The following is a 21,981-nucleotide window of genomic DNA, read 5'->3' as shown; positions in this document are numbered from 1 at the left end:
TTACCGCACCTTCAGCGTCGCCAGGCCAATCAGCACCAGCATCAGCGAGATAATCCAGAAACGCACGATAACCCGTGGTTCTGGCCAGCCTTTAAGTTCGTAGTGATGATGAATCGGGGCCATGCGGAAAATACGCTGCCCACGCAACTTAAAGGAACCTACCTGTAGGATCACCGACAGCGTTTCAACCACGAATACCCCGCCCATAATCACCAATAAGAACTCTTGGCGCAGTAACACCGCGATGGTGCCTAACGCACCGCCCAAGGCCAACGAGCCGACATCCCCCATAAAGACCTGTGCCGGATAGGTGTTAAACCATAAGAAGCCCAGCCCAGCCCCCACAATCGCGGTACAGACAATCACCAGTTCACCGGCATGGCGTAGATAAGGAATGTGCAGGTATGCGGCGAAATTCACGTTACCGGTCGCCCAGGCAACCAAGGCAAAACCACCGGCGACGAACACGGTCGGCATAATGGCCAAACCATCTAATCCGTCAGTCAGGTTCACTGCGTTACTGGTACCGACAATCACAAAGTAAGCCAGCAAGATATACATCAAACCCAGTTGCGGCATGACGTCTTTGAAAAATGGCACCACCAGCTCGGTAGCCGCGGTGTCTTTACCGATACTGTACATGGCGAATGCTGCCGCCAGTGCAATCACTGACTGCCAGAAATACTTCCAGCGGGCGATCAACCCTTTGGTGTTTTTACGCACTACTTTGCGATAATCATCGATAAAACCGACGATGCCATAACCGATAAGAATGAATAGTACACACCAGACATACGGATTGGAGGGGTAAGCCCACATCAGCACTGAAATGGTGATAGAGAACAGAATCATCAGGCCGCCCATGGTCGGCGTGCCGCGTTTACTGAAGTGTGACTCTGGCCCATCGTTACGTACTACCTGACCAATCTGCAATTTCTGCAAATAAGCAATCAGGTGCGGCCCCATCCACAAAGAAATAAACAGTGCCGTCAACAGACTAACAATGGCTCGGAACGTCAAATAGGAAAAGACGTTAAAGCCCGAGTAAAATTTTACTAAGTATTCAGCCAACCAAACTAACATGATGCATTCTCCTGTAACGCACGCACGACATTTTCCATGGCGGCGCTACGTGAACCTTTAATTAAGACGGTGATAACCGGATGTTCGAGCAGCAATTCACTCACACGGGCTGCTAATGTGTTCTTATCCTGAAAATGTTCGCCGTTGCCGCTCGCATCACTCAGTGTTTGACTCAATGTGCCAACACTCAGCACTTTATCCACTCCCGCCTGCCTGGCCGCCTCACCCACCTGGCGATGACAATCTACGGCGGTATCACCCAATTCGGCCATATCCCCCACCACCAGCACGCGGTAACCGGGCATTTCTGCCAACACTTGGGCCGCGGCAGTCATAGAGCCGACATTGGCGTTGTAGGAGTCATCGAGCAGCAATTTACCTGCCGATAATTGAATCGGGAATAAACGGCCCGGTACAGCTTGTAATTGTGCCAGCCCTTGGCGGACGGCAGCTAAATCAGCGCCAACCGACATGGCTAACGCCGTTGCAGCCAAGGCGTTAGCAATATTGTGTCGCCCCGGCAGTGGCAATTCGATGGCTATGGTGCCAAATGGCGAATGCAGGGTGAAATGTGTCGCCTGTGGTGTAATACGCACATCACTGGCATAGAAATCGATATCTTCTGCGCCGCGAGGTGAAAAATACCAAACGCGCTTGTTGTGCAGCATTTCCTGCCAATGCGGCCAGTCATTGCTATCAGCATTAATAATTGCCGTCCCGTTAGCAGGCAACCCGGCAAAAATTTCACCTTTGGCCTTCGCCACCCCTGCCAGTGAACCAAAACCTTCCAGATGAGCGGCCGCTAAATTATTAACCAAAGCACTTTCAGGGCGGCTTAAATCCGTGGTGTAGGCGATTTCGCCCACATGATTGGCACCCAGCTCAATCACGGCAAAATCATGTTCAGGCGACAAACGCAGTAAAGTCAGTGGCACCCCAATATCGTTATTGAAGTTACCGGCGGTATACAGCACATTGCCGCATTGACGCAAAATGGCGGCAACCATTTCTTTTACCGAGGTTTTACCGGATGAGCCGGTTAAAGCCACCACCCGAGCAGGCACTTGTTCACGCACCCACGCAGCAAATTGCCCCAGTGCCAGACGCGTGTCTTTGACCACTAACTGAGGTGCCCCCACCAGTAAGCGTTTACTTACCAGCAAAGCGCCTGCACCTGCGGCAACAGCATCTTCTGCAAAATCATGCCCATCAAAACGCTCGCCTTTCAGCGCCACGAACAAACACCCCGGAGTGACCTTACGGGTATCAATGGTCACTTCGGTGATGTCGACGTTTTCACTGCCAATATATTCAGCATTAAGCAGCGTAGACAGGAAATGCAGTGAGACCTTAATCATGCCATCACCCCCAATAAACGGGCGACGGTAACTCTGTCTGAATAATCCAGGCGGCGATTACCCACTAATTGATAATCTTCATGTCCTTTACCCGCCACCAGCACGACATCTTCTTCTTTGGCTTGCATAATGGCACTGGTCACCGCTTCAGCACGGCCATGAATTGCCAATGCATGTCCGGCATCCAGCAAGCCACTGAGAATATCCGCCACGATAGCCTGCGGCTCTTCACTGCGCGGGTTATCGTCGGTGACGACCACCCGATCCGCCAGTTGTTCTGCGATACCGCCCATAAGTGGGCGCTTACCCTTGTCACGATCACCACCGCAACCAAACACACACCACAACTGGCCTTTACAGTGTAAGCGGGCCGCAGCCAGGGCTTTTTCCAAGGCATCCGGGGTGTGGGCATAATCCACCACCACCGTCGGCTTACCGGGCGCGTTAAACACTTCCATACGCCCGCACACCGGTTGCAGGCTTGGTGCGGTTGCTAATAATTGTGCTAACGGATACCCCAGAGAAAGGAGGGTTGACAGTGCCACCAGCAGATTACTGACATTAAACGCCCCCATCAGACGGCTTTCTAATTGGCCTTCGCCCCAGCTTGAGTCAAAAGTGATGCTGGCACCGTTATCGTGATAATGAACGTTACTCGCCGATAACCACGGGCCATTCCAGCCCGTAGGAACTTTGTCTTCCATGCTGACAGCAACAGCTTGCGGCAACTGCCCTAACCAGCGGCGACCGACTTCGTCGTCAGCATTGATAATTTTATGTTCGGATTGATGGGTGGAGAACAGCAACCATTTTGCCGCCTCATAACTCGCCATATTACCGTGATAATCCAGATGATCGCGGCTTAAGTTAGTAAACACTGCTGCTGCAAACGGCAGTGCGGCTACGCGGTTCTGAATCAAACCGTGGGAAGAAACTTCCATCGCCGCAAAAGTAGCCCCTTGCTCAACCAAATTGCGCAGTAAATGTTGAATATCAACCGCTGAACCGGTGGTATTTTCCGTCGGAATCACTTGCCCTAACAGACCATTGCCAACCGTACCCATTACCGCGCTGGTTTCCCCTAGTGCCTGACTCCATTGTGCCAGCAGTTGGGTGGTGGTGGTTTTGCCGTTGGTCCCCGTCACACCGACCAAACGTAATGCTGTACCCGGCTGATGGTAGAATTGCCCCGCCAGCTTGGATAAATGTTGATTCAAATTACGCAAATAAATAACAGGAATGCCGTGCATCTCTACCACACTGGCATCCGGCGCTACACCATCGGCTTCAGCGACCACTGCCGCAACACCTTGTGCAATGGCTTGCGGGATATAGCGACGCCCGTCCGTCTGATGGCCGACAATGGCGACAAACAAATCCCCGGCAGCGGCAACACGGCTGTCTAATGTCATTTCCCGTAGCGCACGCTCCGGGACGTCTAGCCCCCAAGGAGCGAGTAAGTCGCGCAAGTTACGATCTGCCACCTGAACCCTCTTTTGTATTAATCACTAATTCGCTTTTATCACCGGTGGGTAACGCATCTGGCTCAATGTTCATGGTACGCAGGACGCCGCCCATGATGGCACCGAACACCGGTGCAGAAACCGCACCACCGTAATATTTCCCTGCCTGCGGGTCATTGATGACCACAACCAGAGCAAATCGAGGGTTACTCGCGGGCGCTACGCCGGCGGTGTAAGCGAGGTATCGGTCCATATATTTACCGTCCGGGCCAACTTTCTTGGCGGTACCGGTTTTAATGGCAATACGGTAGCCTTTAATGGCGGCTTTGGTGCCCCCGCCGCCAGGTAATGCCACGCTTTCCATCATATGAACCACGGTACGAACCAGCGGTTCAGGGAAAACGCGTTCACCGGCCACTGGCGGGTCAACTTTAGTGATCGACAGCGGGCGATAAATCCCCATGCTGCCGATGGTTGCATAGACTCGCGCTAGTTGTAACGGTGTTACCATTAGCCCGTAGCCGAAAGAGAAGGTGGCCCTCTCTATGTCAGACCACCGTTGTTTTTTAGGATATAAGCCACTGCTTTCTCCGACCAACCCCAAATTGGTCGCTTTCCCAAACCCAAACCGTGAGTAAGTATCTACTAACGCTGAGGATGGCATCGCTAACGCCAGCTTAGAAACGCCGACGTTACTCGACTTCTGCAAGATCCCGGTCACAGATAGTTCTGCATAACGGGCCACGTCTTTAATCTGGTGACCGTTAACAAAGTACGGCAAGGTGTTCAGCACGCTGTTTTCTTTCACAACGCCATGCTGCAATGCCGTCATCACTACCATGGGCTTCACTGTGGAGCCGGGTTCAAAAATATCGGTTATCGCCCGGTTACGCATGGCATCTTTCGGCGTTCCGGTCAGGTTATTCGGGTTATAAGACGGGCTATTCGCCATTGCTAATACTTCGCCGGTACTCACATCTACCAGCACCGCAGTGCCTGATTCTGCTTTGTTGAATGCCACCGCATTGTTCAATTCGCGATACACCAGCGCCTGTAAACGCTCATCAACACTCAACACCAGATTATGTGCTGCCTGACTATCGACAGAAGAGATATCCTCAATGACACGGCCATAGCGGTCTTTACGTACCGTACGCTCACCCGGTTGCCCGGTAAGCCAACGGTCAAAACTTTTCTCAACCCCTTCAATACCTTGGCTATCGATGTTGGTCACACCGATAATGTGTGCCATCACTTGGCCTGCCGGATAGTAACGGCGTGATTCCTGGCGCAAATAGATACCGGGGAGTTTCAGTTTATGGATATAGTCGCCAATCGCAGGATTAACCTGACGCGCCAGATAAACGAAACGTCCCTTCGGGTTAGCATTAATTCGGGCCGCCAATTGATCCAGTGGGATTTCCAGTGCATCCGATAGCGCTTTCCAGCGAGTATCTAACGTAATACCCCCGCGCTCGGTCAGCTCTTTCGGATCTGCCCAAACCGCATTAACCGGTACGCTAACCGCCAACGGGCGGCCTGAACGGTCACTGATCATGCCACGGGCTGTTGGCACTTCCTGTACCCGCAACGAGCGCATATCACCCTCACGCACCAGTCTGTCAGGGTTAATCACTTGCAGGTATGCAGTACGTAACATCAAACCGACCAATGCCAGTAAAATACAGCCGCACAGCAACGCAAAACGCCAGCTAATAAAGCTGGCTTGTTCTTCCTGGCGCTTTAACTTCCCGGGGCGCGTTGCTTTCATCCGTTACCTTGGCTGCTAGGCGTCATGGTGGCGACTCATTCCTTTATTTATTGGAGAAATTTATTGTTTAACTACAATATTTTCTTGTGATGGATCAACATGTTGCATTTTCAATTTGTCAGTCGCGATACTTTCCACACGACTGTGGTCACCCAACGCATTCTCTTCCAGAATCAGGTTACGCCACTCGATATCCAGCGCGTCCCGTTCCAGCACCAACTGCTCACGCTCTGCGGTCAACAAGCGTGTACGGTGGGCGGTGGTTACCACGAAAACAGCAGATACCAACACCGCGATCAGTAAAATCAACGGGATCTTCGCATTGCGGATTAAATCACCGCCGATGACCCCAACTAAACCGTGGCGTTCGCTGCCTATCACTCTTTAATCCTCTCGGCAAAACGCAATACCGAGCTTCGTGCCCGTGGGTTTTCAGCCACTTCAGCATCTGGAGGCATCATCTTGCCAACCGATTTCAATGTACGCCCACCCATGCTGCGCAACTGCGCTTCCGTCAATGGCAACCCCGCCGGCACCTGTGGTCCACGGCTGTGATGACGAATAAAGTTTTTAACAATGCGATCTTCAAGAGAGTGGAAGCTAATCACTGACAAACGGCCCGCAGGGGCCAGGACTTCAAGTGCGCCATCAAGTGCGCGCTCAATCTCTTCCAACTCACTATTGATATAGATACGAATAGCCTGGAAGCTACGGGTAGCAGGATGTTTGTGCTTTTCGCGAAATGGACTGGCGTTGGCAATCAAATCCGCCAGCTCTTTGGTGCGAGTCATCGGTTGAGTAAGGTTGCGCTCCACAATGGCTTTGGCCAGACGCTTGGCAAAACGCTCTTCACCAAAGGTTTTCAGCACCCACGCGATATCGTCAGCACTGGCTTTCATCAACCATTCAGCAGCAGATAATCCACGGGAGGGGTCCATGCGCATATCCAACGGCCCGTCACGCATGAAAGAGAAGCCACGCTCAGGGTCATCCAACTGTGGTGATGAAACCCCGAGATCCAGCAATACACCGTCAATCCGGCCCACTAAGTCCAGCTCTCGCACATAATGTGCTAACTCGGAAAAAGGACCGTGTACGATAGAGAAACGCGGATCTGTAATAGATTTTGCCGCTTCGATAGCTTGTGGGTCACGGTCAATTGCAATCAGACGCCCTTCTGGCCCAAGCTGGGACAGAATCAGACGCGAATGGCCACCACGGCCAAAAGTTCCGTCAATATAGATGCCGTTATCGCGGATATTCAGGCCATTTACCGCCTCATCCAGCAATACGCTTGTATGCTTGTAGTTGTTATCTACAATTTTGTTGTTATCTACCATGCTTATAGCGATAAGTCCTGTAGCCGCTCAGACAATGGTTCCTGAGTGGACTGTTCTGCGTCGATGTCATCCTTGACTTGTTGATACCAGGTCTGTTCATCCCACAGTTCAAACTTGTTGAACTGCCCAACCAGCATCACTTCTTTATTCAGCCCGGCATGCTGTCGCAGTGTTCCTGCGATCAGTAAGCGCCCAGCACCATCCATCTGACATTCACTGGCGTGCCCTAACAGCAAACGCTGAACCCGACGTTCAGCCGGATTCATGCTCGACAGACGGGATAATTTTTGTTCAATGATTTCCCATTCAGGGAGTGGATAAAGCAACAGGCATGGTTGGTGAAGGTCTATGGTACAGACCATCTGGCCCTGCGATTCCTCATTCAGTAGATCCCGATAACGGGTAGGTACGGCAAGCCGCCCTTTACTGTCGAGGTTAACCATCGTTGCACCACGAAACATGACTGAGTTACCCCTTCATGACCCAATTCGCCACTTTACCCCACAAATCCCCACATTAAAGAGTTTACGGATGGTATGAAAACCTTGTCAAGCCAGAGCCGATGCGCTTTGACAATATTTATGGGCCGTTTTTGAGATATATCTCGTAGAAGGGGCTATTTTAGTGGTTGTAATAGAAATTAACGTCATGATAAACGGGCTATTTTTCCGCCAGTAATTCCAGCTACTTAAATAAATAATTAATTGTCGATTAATTGTCTCATTATTTCCTTCTGCAAGGAATGTCTCATTTTTAGTATGAAAATTGTACGGTCTAAAAATAAACAGCCTGAGCACAAAACCCGCTGCCGCTGGCGTCTCCTAAGGAAAAACAGCGGTAATCAACGGCAAAACCCACAGCAACACAATAATAACCTTGAGAACAACAAGTGTTACTGGCGCGACATTTTACTTCAATTAACCGACGGGGATTAATCTATTTTGAAATAAATTATTGGTGTCTATTTCCGGGCATCACTGAAATATGAATGCCTTCAGACAGATAAATCTTAAATTAGCAAAATTGAATGATTTAGTTTTTGCCTCACTCATTATTTTAAATTTGACTGACCTTTGCCGGCCCCCCTCGGCTGATAACGTAGAAACACAACTATCTGTTTTTAAAGTAAAACAAGACACCTTACCATTTAAAAAACCACCAAAAGCTCAATTCCTCACAGTACAAAGTATAAAAATCAGCCAAATGTTAAAAATAAAAATTTTGAGCTGGTTATATTACAAACAATAGCACTGTAAACTACATCAAAAGCAAAAAAGCAATACAATCACCTGACATTCAAATTATGAGCAATATATAAATCCTGCTAATAATCTCATGAATTGGCGTTTTAGCAGATTTTTCCCCCAAGTAGGGAGTTAATGACAATGTTTTCAACTGGGTCCCGTCTGCGTAGTGCCGCAGCCGATACTTTTGCACTGGTCGTGTATTGTTTTGTCATCGGCATGATAATTGAAATCGTGATCTCGGGAATGACCTTCCAGCAGTCTCTTTCTTCTCGCCTGGTTTCAATACCGGTCAATATCCTTATTGCCTGGCCTTATGGGGTGTATCGGGATGCCTTTATCCGCTTTGCGCGTCATCATGCCGGCAAGTATTTTTGGGCACGGAATCTGGCAGACTTACTGGCCTATGTCAGCTTCCAGTCTCCGGTTTATGCCATGATTTTGTGGTCGGTCGGGGCTGATTTAGAGCAAATCACTACAGCGGTTACCAGTAACGCGTTGGTTTCGATGGCGATGGGTGTGGCTTACGGCTATTTCCTGGAATATTGCCGTCGATTGTTCCGCGTGGCGGGCTATATTTGAATACCCGTCATCTTTCATGGTGCAGGTGTGTTGACTGTGCTCACTACTCGGCCCATCCATGAGCCTCACCTCGTTGAGGCCGCTGCCGCCTCCTGCACCATAAAATCTATTGGGTATTAAGCGTCTTAACCGAAATGTTTATTACTCGGTTACTTGCGGCTCAAACTGCCACGGCGGAACAAATTACGGCGAATACGGGTTAAACCCGGTTTCGGTTTATGCGGTTCATCCAGACTGGCTAATACCAGCTCCAGTACGCGCTCGGCAACATCGCGGTGACGCTGTGCCACCGCCAGTACTGGGCACTCAAGGAAGTCCAGCAGCTCGTTATCACCAAAAGTAGCAATCGCCAGATTACTGGGTAAACGCCCACTTTGCTTTAAGGTAACATCCATAACGCCCTGTAGTAGCTGGAATGAGGTGGTAAACAACGCCTGTGGCATTGGGTGGGTCTTAAGCCACTGCGCAAACAGCACACCGGCAGCTTCGCGCTCGTAGCTATTGGCATACAGGTAATCGACTTTACGTGGATCATCTTTCCACGCCTCACGGAATCCCATCTCACGCAAGAAACTGACTGACAGCTCCGGCAGCGCGCCTAAATACAATACAGATTCCGCCGGGAAGGCACGCAGTTCTTGTGCCAACATCAGTGCATCTTCTTGATCCGCGCCGACGACGCTAATGAAATGCTCCCGATCTAGCGCCCGATCCAATGCAATTATTGGCAATGGATCATTAGCCCAGCGCTGGTAAAAAGGGTGCTCAGGGGGCAATGCGGTAGAAACGATAATGGCATCAACCTGACGCTGTAACAGATGTTCGATACAACGCATCTCGTTATCTGGTTGATCTTCCGAGCAGGCTATCAACAGTTGATAACCGCGCTGGCGCGCCTGGCGTTCCAGATAATTTGCAATGCGGGTATAGCTGGTATTCTCAAGATCCGGGATCACCAAACCGATGGAGCGGGTTCTGCCCGCGCGCAATCCTGCCGCAACAGCATTTGGGTGATAGTTATGTTCCCTGACAACCGCCATAACTTTGTCTACTGTTTTATCGCTGACTCGGTACTGTTTCGCTTTGCCATTAATGACATAACTGGCCGTTGTACGCGAAACGCCCGCAAGACGCGCGATTTCATCCAGTTTCACATTAACCCCTTATAAACCCAATAAAGTGATGAAAGGCATGATGTCTGCCAGAGCTAAATATCCCAGCGTTTCTCAATACGCCAATAAACCGCAGTGTTACAGGCTAAAACACACGATTTATAGACATAGTTTAACTACGGATATAGCACACTGTAGATCTAACCGCAGAACTCACTATTGAGCAACCGCTTTAACCGCCCTATAACGCTATCTCGGTTAAAAAATAAGAAAAAAAAAGCCCGACACACCTGCCGAGCCTGATTATTGGAGATTAGTCAGTGTTAATAAGTTTCATTAACGCATAATCTTGTCACCGCGTGACACACCAACAATGCCTGAGCGGGCAACTTCAACAATTTCTGCCACTTCCCGCACCGCATTGAGGAATGCATCCAGTTTATCACTGGTGCCCGCCAGTTGGACGGTGTAGAGCGTGGCGGTAACATCCACAATTTGCCCACGGAATATTTCCGCACACCGTTTCACTTCCTCACGCCCGTAGCCACTGGCCTGCAACTTCACCAGCATAATCTCACGTTCAACATGTGAGCCAGAAACCAGCTCACTGACGCGCAGTACATCCACCAATTTATGTAGCTGTTTTTCTATCTGCTCCAGAACTTTGGCATCACCTACGGTCTGAATCGTCATGCGGGAAAGTGTAGGATCGTCGGTCGGCGCAACCGTTAAACTCTCAATGTTATAACCACGTTGAGAAAACAGGCCCACCACTCTTGAGAGGGCACCTGATTCGTTTTCCAGTAGAACTGATAAAATCCGGCGGCGCATAATTATGTCCTCTCCGTTTTGCTAAGCCACATTTCGTCCATGCCACCACCACGAATCTGCATCGGGTAAACATGCTCCGTTTCATCAACCGTCACATCTACAAATACCAAACGCTTGGTCGCGGATAATTGTGTCAGGGCATCAGCCAGTTTGCTTTCCAACTCATCCGGCGTGCGAATGGAAACACCAATATGACCATAAGCTTCAGCCAATTTGACGAAGTCAGGCAGCGAATCCATATAAGACTGTGAGTGGCGGCCAGAGTAGATCATATCCTGCCACTGTTTCACCATGCCGAGATAGCGGTTGTTCAGGTTCAGCACCAGCACTGGCAAGTTATATTGCAGTGCAGTAGATAACTCCTGAATATTCATCTGGATGCTACCATCACCGGTAACGCAAACTACGGTTTCGTCTGGTAACGCCAGTTTAACGCCAAGCGCTGCCGGCAGGCCAAAGCCCATCGTCCCAAGGCCTCCTGAGTTAATCCAACGGCGTGGTTTATCAAACGGATAATAAAGTGCGGCGAACATCTGGTGTTGACCGACATCAGAGGTGACATAGGCATCACCGCTGGTGAGGCGATGTAGGGTTTCGATCACTGCCTGCGGCTTGATTTTTCCGCTGTCTTTGTTGTAACTCAGGCAATTACGGGCACGCCATTGTTCGATGGATTGCCACCAATCACGCAAACTATCGCAATCTTGTGTGCAATCAATCTGAGACAGCAGCTCCAGCATCTGTACCAAGACTTGTTTAGCATCACCAACAATCGGAATATCAGCATTTACGGTTTTCGAAATTGAAGTCGGGTCGATATCAATGTGTACCACAGTGGCATTCGGGCAGTATTTCGCCAGATTATTGGTGGTTCGGTCATCAAAGCGCACGCCAACGGCAAAAATCAGATCCGTATTGTGCATCGCCATATTGGCTTCGAATGTCCCGTGCATCCCCAACATGCCCACGCTTTGGCGATGAGTGCCCGGGAAGCTCCCCAGCCCCATCAAAGAGCTGGTCACCGGCAAATTCAGTTGCTCAGCAAGAGCTAGCAGCTCTTCGTGGCAGGCAGAATTAATCGCCCCACCGCCGACATACATGATGGGCTTTTTAGCCGCCAGAATAGTTTGCAGCGCGCGTTTAATCTGCCCACGATGGCCTTGTACCGTGGGGTTATAAGAGCGCAAGCTAACCTGATCCGGGTAGGCGTAAGGCATTTTTACCGCAGGGCCAACGATATCTTTTGGTAAATCGATAACGACCGGACCTGGGCGGCCAGTCGATGCCAGATAGAAGGCTTTTTTCAGTACCATTGGAATATCTTCAGTGCGCTTCACCAGAAAACTGTGTTTCACCACTGGGCGGGAGATCCCCACCATGTCACATTCCTGAAAAGCATCGTAACCTATCAATGAGCTAGGTACCTGACCGGAAAGCACCACCATCGGTACAGAATCCATATACGCGGTAGCAATACCGGTAATGGCATTGGTCGCCCCAGGGCCGGAAGTGACCAGCACCACGCCAACCTCACCGGTTGCCCGAGCATAACCATCGGCCATGTGAACCGCGCCTTGTTCATGGCGTACCAGCACGTGATCGATGCCGCCGACCGTGTGCAGGGCATCGTAGATATCAAGTACGGCCCCGCCGGGATAACCGAATACATGCTTCACGCCCTGGTCGATTAACGACCGGACAACCATCTCGGCTCCTGACAACATCTCCATGGGTTTTGCCTCCAGGCTTTGTTTGCTCATTGGATAACGGGAAGTCATTTCCACGGGATCCTGTAGGAAAGGCACTACGCCCTGATTCCTATATTTATTATTTTTAACGTAACCAACTTATTAACATAACGTCAGATTTTCTGGCAGGCAAATGGCAATTCGCTGCGCTAAAGACAATTCTGTTGGTCGCACTCTGTTTTTGCTCGCATTCCAAACATAAAACACTGCCTGTTAAGGAGTGATCTTAGTTTAAACACCGTCAAGATGACCAATCATAGAACTTAATTAGGCTGATAATTTTTATGCATCGGAGGAAGAAAAAACCGGGGGCGATACCGAGCCAGGTGGCGAAAGTGCTGAACGTTCAGAAAAACAGCGGCTGCCTGTTAACAACAGACAGCAACGTAATAACACTATCGATTAATCACGGTACATCGAATCAATTTCATTCTGATAACGCTGGAGAATGATTTTGCGACGCAATTTCATCGTCGGTGTCAGTTCACCGGTTTCCATGGTGAATGCCTGTGGTAACAACGTAAAGCGCTTAACCTGCTCGAACATCGCCAACTCTTTTTGCATATCTTTCAGTCTTTGTTCAAACAAACCGACAATATGGCTATGGCGTAACAACTCTAACCGGTCGTGGTATTTCAGGTTTATCGAACGAGCATACTCTTCAAGTGATTCAAAACAGGGCACAATCAGCGCTGAGACAAATTTGCGCGTATCGGCAATAATCGCGACCTGCTCAATGAAACGATCCTGACCGAGTGTGCCCTCAATCATTTGCGGCGCAATGTATTTGCCGCCGGAGGTTTTCATCAAATCTTTCAGCCGTTCGGTGATAAACAAATTACCCTGAGCATCCAACGCCCCGGCATCCCCCGTTTTGAGCCAACCATCTTCGGTGAACGACTCTGCCGTCTGTTGCGGTTTATTAAAGTAACCACGCATCACAATCGGGCCACGTACCTGAATTTCATTCTCTGCGCCCAAACGCACATCAATCCCCGGTAATGGCTTACCGATAGAGCCGAACCGGAAGTCTTGCTCTTCCCAACAAGAGACGGTGGCACAGGTTTCGGTCATGCCATAGCCGTACTTAATGTTGATACCGATGGACTGGAAAAACAGGATGATATTGTCATCTAACCGAGCACCGGCGGCCGGTAAAAAGCGCACTCTACCCCCCAACACCCCTCGCAATTTCCTCAACACCAGACGATCCGCCAGCTGGTACAGCTGTTCGGATAACAATGATAATGTTTCCCCACGTTGCAGGCTTTGGAATTTGCGCTCACCCCGACCTACCGCCCAGCGAAACAATATCCGGCGATGCCATTTTGCCAGAGCAACTTTGTCATTGATGGCACTGAATACCTTCTCGTAAAAACGAGGGACGGCACACATCACTGTCGGCTTTACTACCTGCATCGCCGAGCGCACCCAATCAGTGTCGCTGATATAGACATTTTGTGCGCCGGTATGCATTACATAGAAGCTCCACGCCCGCTCAAACACATGGGATAATGGCAGGAAACTAAGAGAGACATCCTCTGCTGTCAGGGTTAAGCGCTGATCGTGCAAATAAAGCTGGGCTGCCATATTACGGTAATCCAGCATCACACCTTTAGGTTCACCCGTGGTACCCGAGGTATAAATCAGTGTGAATAAATCATTTAAGTCGCAACTATCTATACGCGTAGTGAGTAGGTGCTGTTGGACCGCATCAGGTTGTTGCTCAAAATCAGCTAAGTGTTGGGCGTATTCACAACCGCGCAAATCGACTGCGGGGTCTAATACAATAATTTGAGCAAGTTGTGGGCACAGCGGCTTTAGTGTTGCGGCAACATCAAATTGTGTCTGTCCACCGACAAATAAAATACGCACATCGGCATCATTGAGCACATAAGCCGCCTGAGTGCTGGTATTGGTGGCATACAGTGGGATGCTGACGCCACGCAACTGTAAAATAGCTAAATCCGCCAACGACCAAGTCATACTGTTGTTGGCAAAAATCCCAATGCGCTCCTGAATGGCAACCCCGAGGGATAACAAAGCTGCTGAAATCCGGGTGACATGCGTGTCAACCTGCTGCCAGCTTAGTTGTTTTTCACCCTCGGGTGACCATTCACGCCAAGCTATCTGGTCAGCACGGTGGCTGATTTGTTGGCGCAGACGGCGCACAAGGTGGTATTGCTCTAATGTGTGGGTCATAACATCGCCGCTCGCTATATACTTGCTGTCTTCCAAGTTGCTACTGTGTGATGGCGGGTGCTCATCCAAATCACGTGACGGAGTCCGTTCATTGGGAGCCTTTCATTTACCGCCTTGCTACACCTTGAAATCTATTGGGTATTGATTATCCATTAAAGTGTACTGTAACTTACCACTAATTGGCATTCAGCTTACATGTGTTCACTTTTTTTCGCGCAGTCTACCTGCTCTATTGGCTATGGCAAACAAAATTCAGAGTAGAAGTGTGAGCTGAAATTGACTTTGATGAAAAAGAGAGCGTTTAGAACCATAGGAGTGAGGGGTAAACACGGCAATAACGTTGTATTGAACTGACCAATGGCTGGAAACAAAATATGTTTTAATTTAGTTGTTACCTTTACCTGCCACTGAAAATAATATGATTCCAGCAGCAGGGGTTAACAAAAGTAATTACTCAGGAGTATCCAATTGGCTGAGTAACTCTTTCATCCACTGATGGCCTTTATCTCTATCAGTAGATTCGTGCCACGTGAGATAACATGGGCGGCATGTTTCCTTCCAAGGTAAAGAGATAAGTTTCAGATTAAGTGCTTCACTGTATGTTTGAACAAGCCAGCGAGGGGCAATAGCCACAAAGCAAGTTTGGGATACAATATTAAGCACACTATTCATATCGGTACTTTCATATACAATAGTTTGAGCACTTATTTCTGATTCATAATAATGCTCACTGAAAGAACCTATTTTATCCAATGACACTACCGCGTGTGACTCTGAAAGGAGCTGTTCTTGCGTAATTGAATTATCAATACGGGGGTGATTTTTTGAGACCGCCAAAACGGACTCATCATTAGATATTGATAAGTAATGGAAGTCTGGGCGCTCAAACTTGGTATAACCTATCACAAACTCGGTCTCTTGATAACGTAACTGATGCTCAATATTATCATTCAAATAAGATTTGATAATGAGTTGAACATTAGGCGCTAATTGCTTAACACTTTCTATTATTTGTGCCGTCAATCTAATATCTAACGGGCTACAAATAGATAGATTAAAGATTCGCCCACTTTTTTTGGCTTCAAAGCCAGCACCGGGTAGCTCATTTTGAACTAATTGTAGAGCTTGTCTAACCGGGCCAAACAACTGACGAGCCCTGGCGGTAGGCTGGATACCACGGCCATAACGAACAAACAGCTCATCATTAAACATCACTTTCAAGCGGGCGACTGCGTTACTCACCGCAGGCTGGGACATCCCCAGTGACTGGGCTGCACGTGTTACATTATGCATTTGCATCACAGCATCAAAAACCGTTAATAAATTGAGGTCGACACTTCTTAAGTGAACATCACTACCTTCTTTTTTAGTTACTTGGTCGTCGGCTACTAAGTTGTGTTCAAGCATGCTTAACTCCACTGATCTTTATGCAGATGACATGATTAATAGAAGAATCCTGCTGATACTTTTGCATACCTCAAAATATCTTTATTCTCTTACTATTAACGATGCCAATGTTCTCATCATTACTCTTATCAGGTAAAATGAGTCTCATCCTTGTATAAATGCAAAAGTATTAATTCCCTCCCTCCCTACCTTTCAGTTAATAACGCCCATAGATAAGTGCGTGAACAAGATATTCACATAAAGTATCTTATATATGCTCATACAGTAATTTACATCAGGAATACCAAACCATTAAATTATAAGTACCAATAATAAAATCAACAAGATGATCACATCACAAAATGGGATAGTTGACAACTATGCCATTAATAAATAATAAATTCATCAATTGAAACTTATTAGTTCTTATTTATTAGTGTGAATATATTAAATAGTGGATTGGATCTAACCACACTTAAGTATGAATTCACGCCATATTCATAACATCTAAAGCCAATAAATAATAGCATTTATTAGAGTGATGAATATTTATATTCAACAAATATATAATAGAAAGATAATAAGGCTTATTGTGAATTTATAATCATGGATTACTAATGGATTACTAATGGGTTACTCTTACTTACCTCATTCCATCTCCGGGAGACTTAAATATAACGTCCCAAAACTGACTTTCACCTCTCTAGCTAGAGAATTTACTATCCAAATATCAAAAAAGCACAATAATCCATATTATTAAGACTATGCCAAATAAAACAAAATCATCAGCATCTATTTTTAGATTAAAAATCCTATATTTTTAATTTTTAGGTTTTTTGTGTCGTCATAAGGAATTGATAACCCGTGCAACCAGTTGAACACGCCATTTTAAACAAAAGTTGACATGACCACAAAATTCACGTATCAATTTAGGCAACGCACTATTTTAACCCATGAGAAACTGAAAAATTATGTTCTACTCAACCCGCCTACTAAGCCTACTACTTAACGCATCTCACTTGCGCGGTATGTTGGTGGACGGAAATCAGAACTGATTCAGTCATCAAGATTAACAAGCCCGCGCAAATGCGCGGGTTTTTTTTTACCCGCTAAGCGCAAATGTAAACACGACAAGGAACAACCCATGAGCCAACAAGTCATTATTTTCGATACAACATTGCGCGACGGTGAACAAGCATTGCAAGCCAGCCTGAGTGTTAAAGAGAAGCTGCAAATCGCGCTTGCGCTGGAAAGAATGGGTGTCGATGTAATGGAAGTCGGTTTCCCGGTTTCCTCCCCTGGCGATTTTGAGTCAGTGCGCACCATCGCTCAGCAAGTCAAAAACAGCCGTGTGTGTGCTCTGGCTCGCTGTGTAGACAAAGATATTGATGTCGCCGCCGAAGCTTTACGTATTGCTGAAGCCTTCCGTATTCATGTGTTTTTGGCGACATCCACCTTACATATCGAATCCAAATTAAAGCGCTCATTTGATGATGTGTTGGCGATGGCAGTGCACTCGGTGAAACGCGCTCGCAACTATACCAATGATGTTGAATTCTCTTGTGAAGATGCTGGCCGTACCCCTATTGATAACCTGTGCCGCATCGTAGAAGCTGCGATTAATGCCGGCGCGACTACCATCAATATCCCTGATACTGTCGGTTACACCACTCCTTATCAATTCGGCGGAATTATCACCGACTTGTATGAGCGGGTGCCAAATATTGATAAAGCCATTATCTCAGTGCATTGCCATGACGATTTGGGCATGTCCGTTGCCAACTCCATCACCGCAGTACAAGCCGGTGCGCGTCAGGTAGAAGGCACGATTAATGGTTTGGGCGAACGCGCCGGTAACTGTTCACTGGAAGAAGTGATCATGGCTATCAAGGTGCGTGAAAAGATGTTGGGCGTGCATACCAATATCAATCATCAAGAGATTTACCGCACCAGCCAGTTGGTCAGTAAGTTATGCAATATGCCAATACCCGCTAACAAAGCCATTGTCGGTAGTAATGCTTTTGCTCACTCATCCGGTATTCATCAGGATGGCGTGCTGAAAAATCGTGAAAACTACGAAATCATGACACCACAATCCATTGGCCTGAAAGAAGTGCAGTTGAACCTGACCTCCCGTTCTGGTCGCGCGGCGGTCAAACACCGTATGGAAGAGATGGGTTATCAGGATAAAGATTACAATTTGGACTCTTTGTACGACGCATTCCTGAAGCTGGCAGATAAAAAGGGCCAGGTATTTGATTACGATTTAGAAGCGTTAGCCTTCATTAATAAACAACAGGAAGAGCCGGAACACTACCGTTTAGACTATTTCAGCGTGCAGTCGGGTTCCAGCGTAATGGCAACAGCATCCGTGAAATTGGTCTGTGGCGAAGATATTAAATCAGAAGCGGCCACAGGTAATGGCCCGGTTGATGCGGTGTATCAGGCCATCAATCGCATTACCGGTTATGAAATTGAACTGGTGAAATATCAACTGTCTGCCAACGGTCAGGGTAAAGACGCATTGGGTCAGGTTGATATCGTGGTTGACCATAAAGGCCGCCGTTTCCACGGCGTGGGTCTGGCAACAGATATTGTCGAGTCATCCGCTAAAGCGTTGGTTCACGTATTAAATAACATCTGGCGCGCTCATCAGGTAGAGATTGAGAAGCAGCGCTTGCAACAAAATAATCAGGAAATGGTGTGAACATGACTAAGACTTATCATATTGCCGTTTTGCCCGGAGACGGTATTGGCCCTGAAGTAATGGCTCAGGCAAATAAAGTATTGGATGCGGTGCGTCAACGTTTCGGCATCAAGATTTCAACCAGCGTTTATGATGTAGGTGGTGCAGCCATCGACCGTCACGGCAGCCCGTTACCGGCAGCGACAGTCAGCGGATGTGAGCAGGCTGATGCTATCTTGTTTGGCTCGGTAGGCGGCCCGAAATGGGAACATTTGCCACCGGCGGAACAACCCGAGCGTGGTGCGTTGTTGCCTTTGCGCAAGCACTTCAAATTATTCAGCAACTTGCGCCCGGCGCGGTTGTATCAAGGGTTAGAAGACTTCTGCCCATTGCGCAGCGATATTGCCGCCAAAGGTTTTGATATTCTGTGTGTGCGTGAATTAACCGGTGGTATCTACTTCGGCCAACCCAAAGGCCGTGAAGGCCAAGGCCAGCACGAGCGTGCTTTTGATACCGAAGTTTATCATCGCTTTGAGATTGAACGTATTGCCCGTATTGCCTTTGAATCTGCGCGTAAACGTCGTGGCAAAGTTACTTCTATTGATAAAGCCAATGTGTTGCAAAGCTCTATTCTGTGGCGTGAAGTGGTAACTGCCATTGCGGCCGATTACCCAGATGTTGCGTTGTCCCATATGTATATCGATAACGCCACCATGCAGTTGATCAAAGACCCTTCCCAGTTTGATGTATTGCTGTGTTCTAACTTGTTTGGCGATATTTTGTCTGATGAGTGCGCCATGATAACGGGTTCAATGGGGATGTTGCCGTCGGCCAGCCTGAACGAACAAGGTTTCGGTTTATACGAACCCGCAGGTGGCTCCGCACCCGATATCGCGGGCAAAAATATAGCTAACCCAATTGCCCAGATTTTGTCATTAACCCTGCTGTTGCGTTTCAGTTTAGGTAAAGACAAGGCCGCCGATGCTATTGAGCATGCGATCAACCAGGCATTGGAACAAGGCTATCGCACGGCTGATTTGGCCGGCGAAGGTAAAGCCATCGGTACCAACGAAATGGGCGATGTTATCGCTAAATTCGTGATGGAGGGGGTGTAAAATGGGTAAGACGTTATATCAAAACAAGACTTTATATCAAAAATTGTACGATGCGCACATCGTTTACGAAGCGCCAAATGAAACCCCATTGTTGTACATCGACCGCCATCTGGTGCATGAAGTTACTTCGCCGCAAGCCTTTGATGGTTTGCGCGCCATGGGTCGTCCGGTGCGTCAGCCGGGTAAAACCTTTGCCACGATGGACCACAACGTTTCAACCCAGACCAAAGATATCAATGCTAGCGGCGAAATGGCGCGGATCCAGATGCAGGAGCTGATTAAGAACTGTGCTGAGTTCGGTGTCTCTTTATATGACCTGAATCATCCGTTCCAAGGCATCGTCCATGTGATTGGCCCTGAACAAGGTATGACTTTACCGGGCATGACTATCGTCTGTGGTGACTCACATACCGCGACCCATGGTGCATTCGGCTCATTGGCCTTCGGTATCGGCACTTCAGAAGTTGAGCATGTGCTGGCAACCCAGACCCTGAAACAGGGCCGAGCCAAAACCATGAAAATCGAAGTTAACGGTACTGTCGGTGCAGGGATTACCGCCAAAGACATCGTCTTGGCGATTATCGGCAAAACCGGCAGCGCGGGCGGCACCGGCCATGTGGTGGAGTTCTGTGGCAGCGCGATTGCAGCGCTGAGCATGGAAGGCCGGATGACATTATGTAATATGGCGATCGAGATGGGTGCTAAAGCCGGTTTAGTCGCCCCGGATGACACCACTTTCGACTACCTGAAAGGTCGTCAGTTCGCCCCAACTGGCGAGCAGTGGGAACAAGGCGTGGCCTACTGGCGCACCTTGAAATCTGATGCTGATGCTAAATTTGACACTATCGTCACCCTGGATGCCGCCGACATCGCGCCACAAGTCACTTGGGGCACCAACCCGGGCCAGGTCATTGCGGTTAATGACATGATTCCTGCTCCTGAGTCCTTCAGTGATCCCGTTGAACGTGCCTCGGCGGAAAAAGCGTTGGCATATATGGATTTGCGCCCCGGCATTAAGTTGACCGAGGTAGCCATTGATAAAGTCTTTATCGGTTCCTGCACTAACTCACGCATTGAAGATTTGCGTGCCGCAGCAGCGGTGGCGCAAGGTCGTAAAGTCGCGACTGGCGTGCAAGCTATTGTGGTACCCGGCTCAGGCCCGGTAAAAGCACAGGCTGAAGCGGAAGGTTTGGATAAGATCTTTATCGAGGCCGGTTTTGAGTGGCGTTTGCCTGGTTGTTCCATGTGTTTGGCGATGAACAACGACCGTCTGGAACCCGGAGAGCGTTGTGCCTCCACTAGCAACCGTAACTTTGAAGGCCGTCAGGGCCGTGGTGGCCGCACACATTTGGTTAGCCCGGCAATGGCCGCCGCCGCCGCTGTCAGTGGTCATTTTGCTGATGTTCGCGCCTTAGAAGCCGCCACCCACTAACCGGAGACACCATTATGGCTAAATTTACTCAACACACGGGTTTGGTTGCTCCGTTGGATGCGGCAAACGTCGATACTGACGCGATTATCCCAAAACAATTTTTACAAAAAGTGACGCGCACTGGCTTTGGCCAACACTTGTTTAACGATTGGCGTTTTCTCGACGACGCAGGCAAAGTGCCAAACCCTGAATTTGTGCTGAACCAACCCCGCTATCTGGGTGCAACCATTTTGTTAGCACGTGAGAATTTCGGTTGTGGCTCCTCACGGGAACACGCGCCGTGGGCATTGACCGACTTCGGTTTTAAAGTGGTTATTGCCCCTAGTTTCGCTGATATATTTTACGGTAACTCGTTTAATAACCAATTATTACCGGTGACCTTAAGCGAAGCAGATATCGATACCTTATTCCAATTGGTTAACGATAATGAAGGCATCGAGTTTATTGTTGATTTGGAACAGCAAACAGTGAATGCCGGTGGCAATAGTTATTCTTTTGAAATAGACAGCTTCCGCCGCCATTGTATGATTAATGGTTTGGACAGTATTGGCCTGACGTTGCAGCATGAAAGTAATATTTCTGCATATGAAAAACAGCAACCGGCATTTTTACGTTAATTTATTTTAAG

The 21,981-nt window shown here is 48.4% G+C and carries 18 protein-coding genes; 6 read left to right on the top strand and 12 right to left on the bottom strand.

Annotated elements, in window-relative coordinates:
• From mraY to mraZ, 7 genes are read right to left on the bottom strand one after another with little or no spacing between them, the layout of a single operon-like run.
• Positions 1–1,083 (bottom strand): phospho-N-acetylmuramoyl-pentapeptide-transferase, encoded by a 1,083-nt coding sequence (gene mraY, locus Q2T71_RS02370; RefSeq protein WP_083160529.1) that lies wholly within the window; start codon positions 1,081–1,083, stop codon positions 1–3.
• Positions 1,077–2,441: a UDP-N-acetylmuramoyl-tripeptide--D-alanyl-D-alanine ligase gene (murF, locus tag Q2T71_RS02365; protein WP_372558003.1), complete on the bottom strand. Its 1,365-nt coding sequence runs from the start codon at positions 2,439–2,441 to the stop codon at positions 1,077–1,079. Before murF ends, mraY begins: the two co-directional genes overlap by 7 nt.
• Entirely contained in the window at positions 2,438–3,925 is a 1,488-nt protein-coding gene (gene murE, locus Q2T71_RS02360) for a UDP-N-acetylmuramoyl-L-alanyl-D-glutamate--2,6-diaminopimelate ligase (protein ID WP_372558002.1), read from the bottom strand. Before murE ends, murF begins: the two co-directional genes overlap by 4 nt.
• On the bottom strand, positions 3,912–5,675 hold the full coding sequence (locus Q2T71_RS02355) for a peptidoglycan glycosyltransferase FtsI (protein WP_083160533.1): 1,764 nt from the start codon (positions 5,673–5,675) through the stop codon (positions 3,912–3,914). The genes murE and Q2T71_RS02355 overlap by 14 nt, the downstream gene beginning before the upstream one ends.
• A 60-nt stretch (positions 5,676–5,735) precedes the next feature.
• Positions 5,736–6,056, bottom strand: coding sequence for a cell division protein FtsL (ftsL, locus tag Q2T71_RS02350; protein ID WP_083160535.1), 321 nt, complete (start codon positions 6,054–6,056; stop codon positions 5,736–5,738).
• The gene (gene rsmH / locus Q2T71_RS02345; protein WP_083160537.1) at positions 6,053–7,015 is read right to left on the bottom strand and encodes a 16S rRNA (cytosine(1402)-N(4))-methyltransferase RsmH; all 963 of its coding nucleotides are present in this window, start codon (positions 7,013–7,015) and stop codon (positions 6,053–6,055) included. Before rsmH ends, ftsL begins: the two co-directional genes overlap by 4 nt.
• Before the next feature lie 2 nt (positions 7,016–7,017).
• The gene (gene mraZ, locus Q2T71_RS02340; RefSeq protein ID WP_004875568.1) at positions 7,018–7,476 is read right to left on the bottom strand and encodes a division/cell wall cluster transcriptional repressor MraZ; all 459 of its coding nucleotides are present in this window, start codon (positions 7,474–7,476) and stop codon (positions 7,018–7,020) included.
• A gap of 523 nt (positions 7,477–7,999) precedes the next feature.
• Here mraZ and Q2T71_RS02335 point away from each other — a divergent pair.
• Positions 8,000–8,263 carry a hypothetical protein gene (locus Q2T71_RS02335; protein WP_372558001.1) on the top strand — a complete coding sequence of 88 codons (264 nt, stop codon included), beginning with the start codon at positions 8,000–8,002 and terminating at the stop codon, positions 8,261–8,263.
• 137 nt (positions 8,264–8,400) lie between these two features.
• Positions 8,401–8,841: an L-alanine exporter AlaE gene (locus Q2T71_RS02330; RefSeq protein WP_372558000.1), complete on the top strand. Its 441-nt coding sequence runs from the start codon at positions 8,401–8,403 to the stop codon at positions 8,839–8,841.
• Positions 8,842–8,990: 149 nt separating this feature from the next.
• On the opposite strand, the gene cra is transcribed toward Q2T71_RS02330, so the two are convergent.
• From cra to leuO, 5 genes are all read right to left on the bottom strand, one after another.
• Positions 8,991–9,995: a catabolite repressor/activator gene (gene cra / locus Q2T71_RS02325; RefSeq protein ID WP_005181395.1), complete on the bottom strand. Its 1,005-nt coding sequence runs from the start codon at positions 9,993–9,995 to the stop codon at positions 8,991–8,993.
• A gap of 294 nt (positions 9,996–10,289) precedes the next feature.
• Positions 10,290–10,784: an acetolactate synthase small subunit gene (gene ilvN / locus Q2T71_RS02320; RefSeq protein ID WP_004388986.1), complete on the bottom strand. Its 495-nt coding sequence runs from the start codon at positions 10,782–10,784 to the stop codon at positions 10,290–10,292.
• 2 nt (positions 10,785–10,786) lie between these two features.
• Entirely contained in the window at positions 10,787–12,514 is a 1,728-nt protein-coding gene (ilvI, locus tag Q2T71_RS02315) for an acetolactate synthase 3 large subunit (RefSeq protein ID WP_372559820.1), read from the bottom strand.
• 420 nt (positions 12,515–12,934) lie between these two features.
• A complete protein-coding gene (locus tag Q2T71_RS02310) occupies positions 12,935–14,734 on the bottom strand; it encodes a long-chain fatty acid--CoA ligase (protein ID WP_372557999.1) in 1,800 nt (599 codons plus the stop codon).
• A 450-nt stretch (positions 14,735–15,184) separates the two neighbouring features.
• Positions 15,185–16,141, bottom strand: a complete 957-nt coding sequence (gene leuO / locus Q2T71_RS02305) for a transcriptional regulator LeuO (protein WP_372557998.1) — start codon at positions 16,139–16,141, stop codon at positions 15,185–15,187.
• Between the two features lie 1,123 nt (positions 16,142–17,264).
• Between leuO and leuA the strand changes: the two genes are divergently transcribed.
• The 4 genes from leuA to leuD are packed head-to-tail and all read left to right on the top strand — an operon-like array spanning position 17,265 to position 21,970.
• A complete protein-coding gene (leuA, locus tag Q2T71_RS02300; protein WP_372557997.1) occupies positions 17,265–18,827 on the top strand; it encodes a 2-isopropylmalate synthase in 1,563 nt (520 codons plus the stop codon).
• Positions 18,828–18,829: 2 nt separating this feature from the next.
• Entirely contained in the window at positions 18,830–19,921 is a 1,092-nt protein-coding gene (gene leuB / locus Q2T71_RS02295; RefSeq protein WP_372557996.1) for a 3-isopropylmalate dehydrogenase, read from the top strand.
• Between the two features lies 1 nt (position 19,922).
• Positions 19,923–21,353 (top strand): 3-isopropylmalate dehydratase large subunit, encoded by a 1,431-nt coding sequence (gene leuC / locus Q2T71_RS02290; protein ID WP_372557995.1) that lies wholly within the window; start codon positions 19,923–19,925, stop codon positions 21,351–21,353.
• Positions 21,354–21,367: 14 nt separating this feature from the next.
• Positions 21,368–21,970, top strand: coding sequence for a 3-isopropylmalate dehydratase small subunit (leuD, locus tag Q2T71_RS02285; protein ID WP_083160554.1), 603 nt, complete (start codon positions 21,368–21,370; stop codon positions 21,968–21,970).
• Positions 21,971–21,981 lie beyond the last annotated feature (11 nt).

It is taken from the genome of Yersinia sp. 1652 StPb PI (genome assembly GCF_041538345.1).
Lineage (GTDB): Bacteria > Pseudomonadota > Gammaproteobacteria > Enterobacterales > Enterobacteriaceae > Yersinia > Yersinia enterocolitica_E.
The sequence above is the reverse complement of the archived record's forward strand: the minus strand, read 5'-3'. Positions and strand labels throughout refer to the sequence as shown.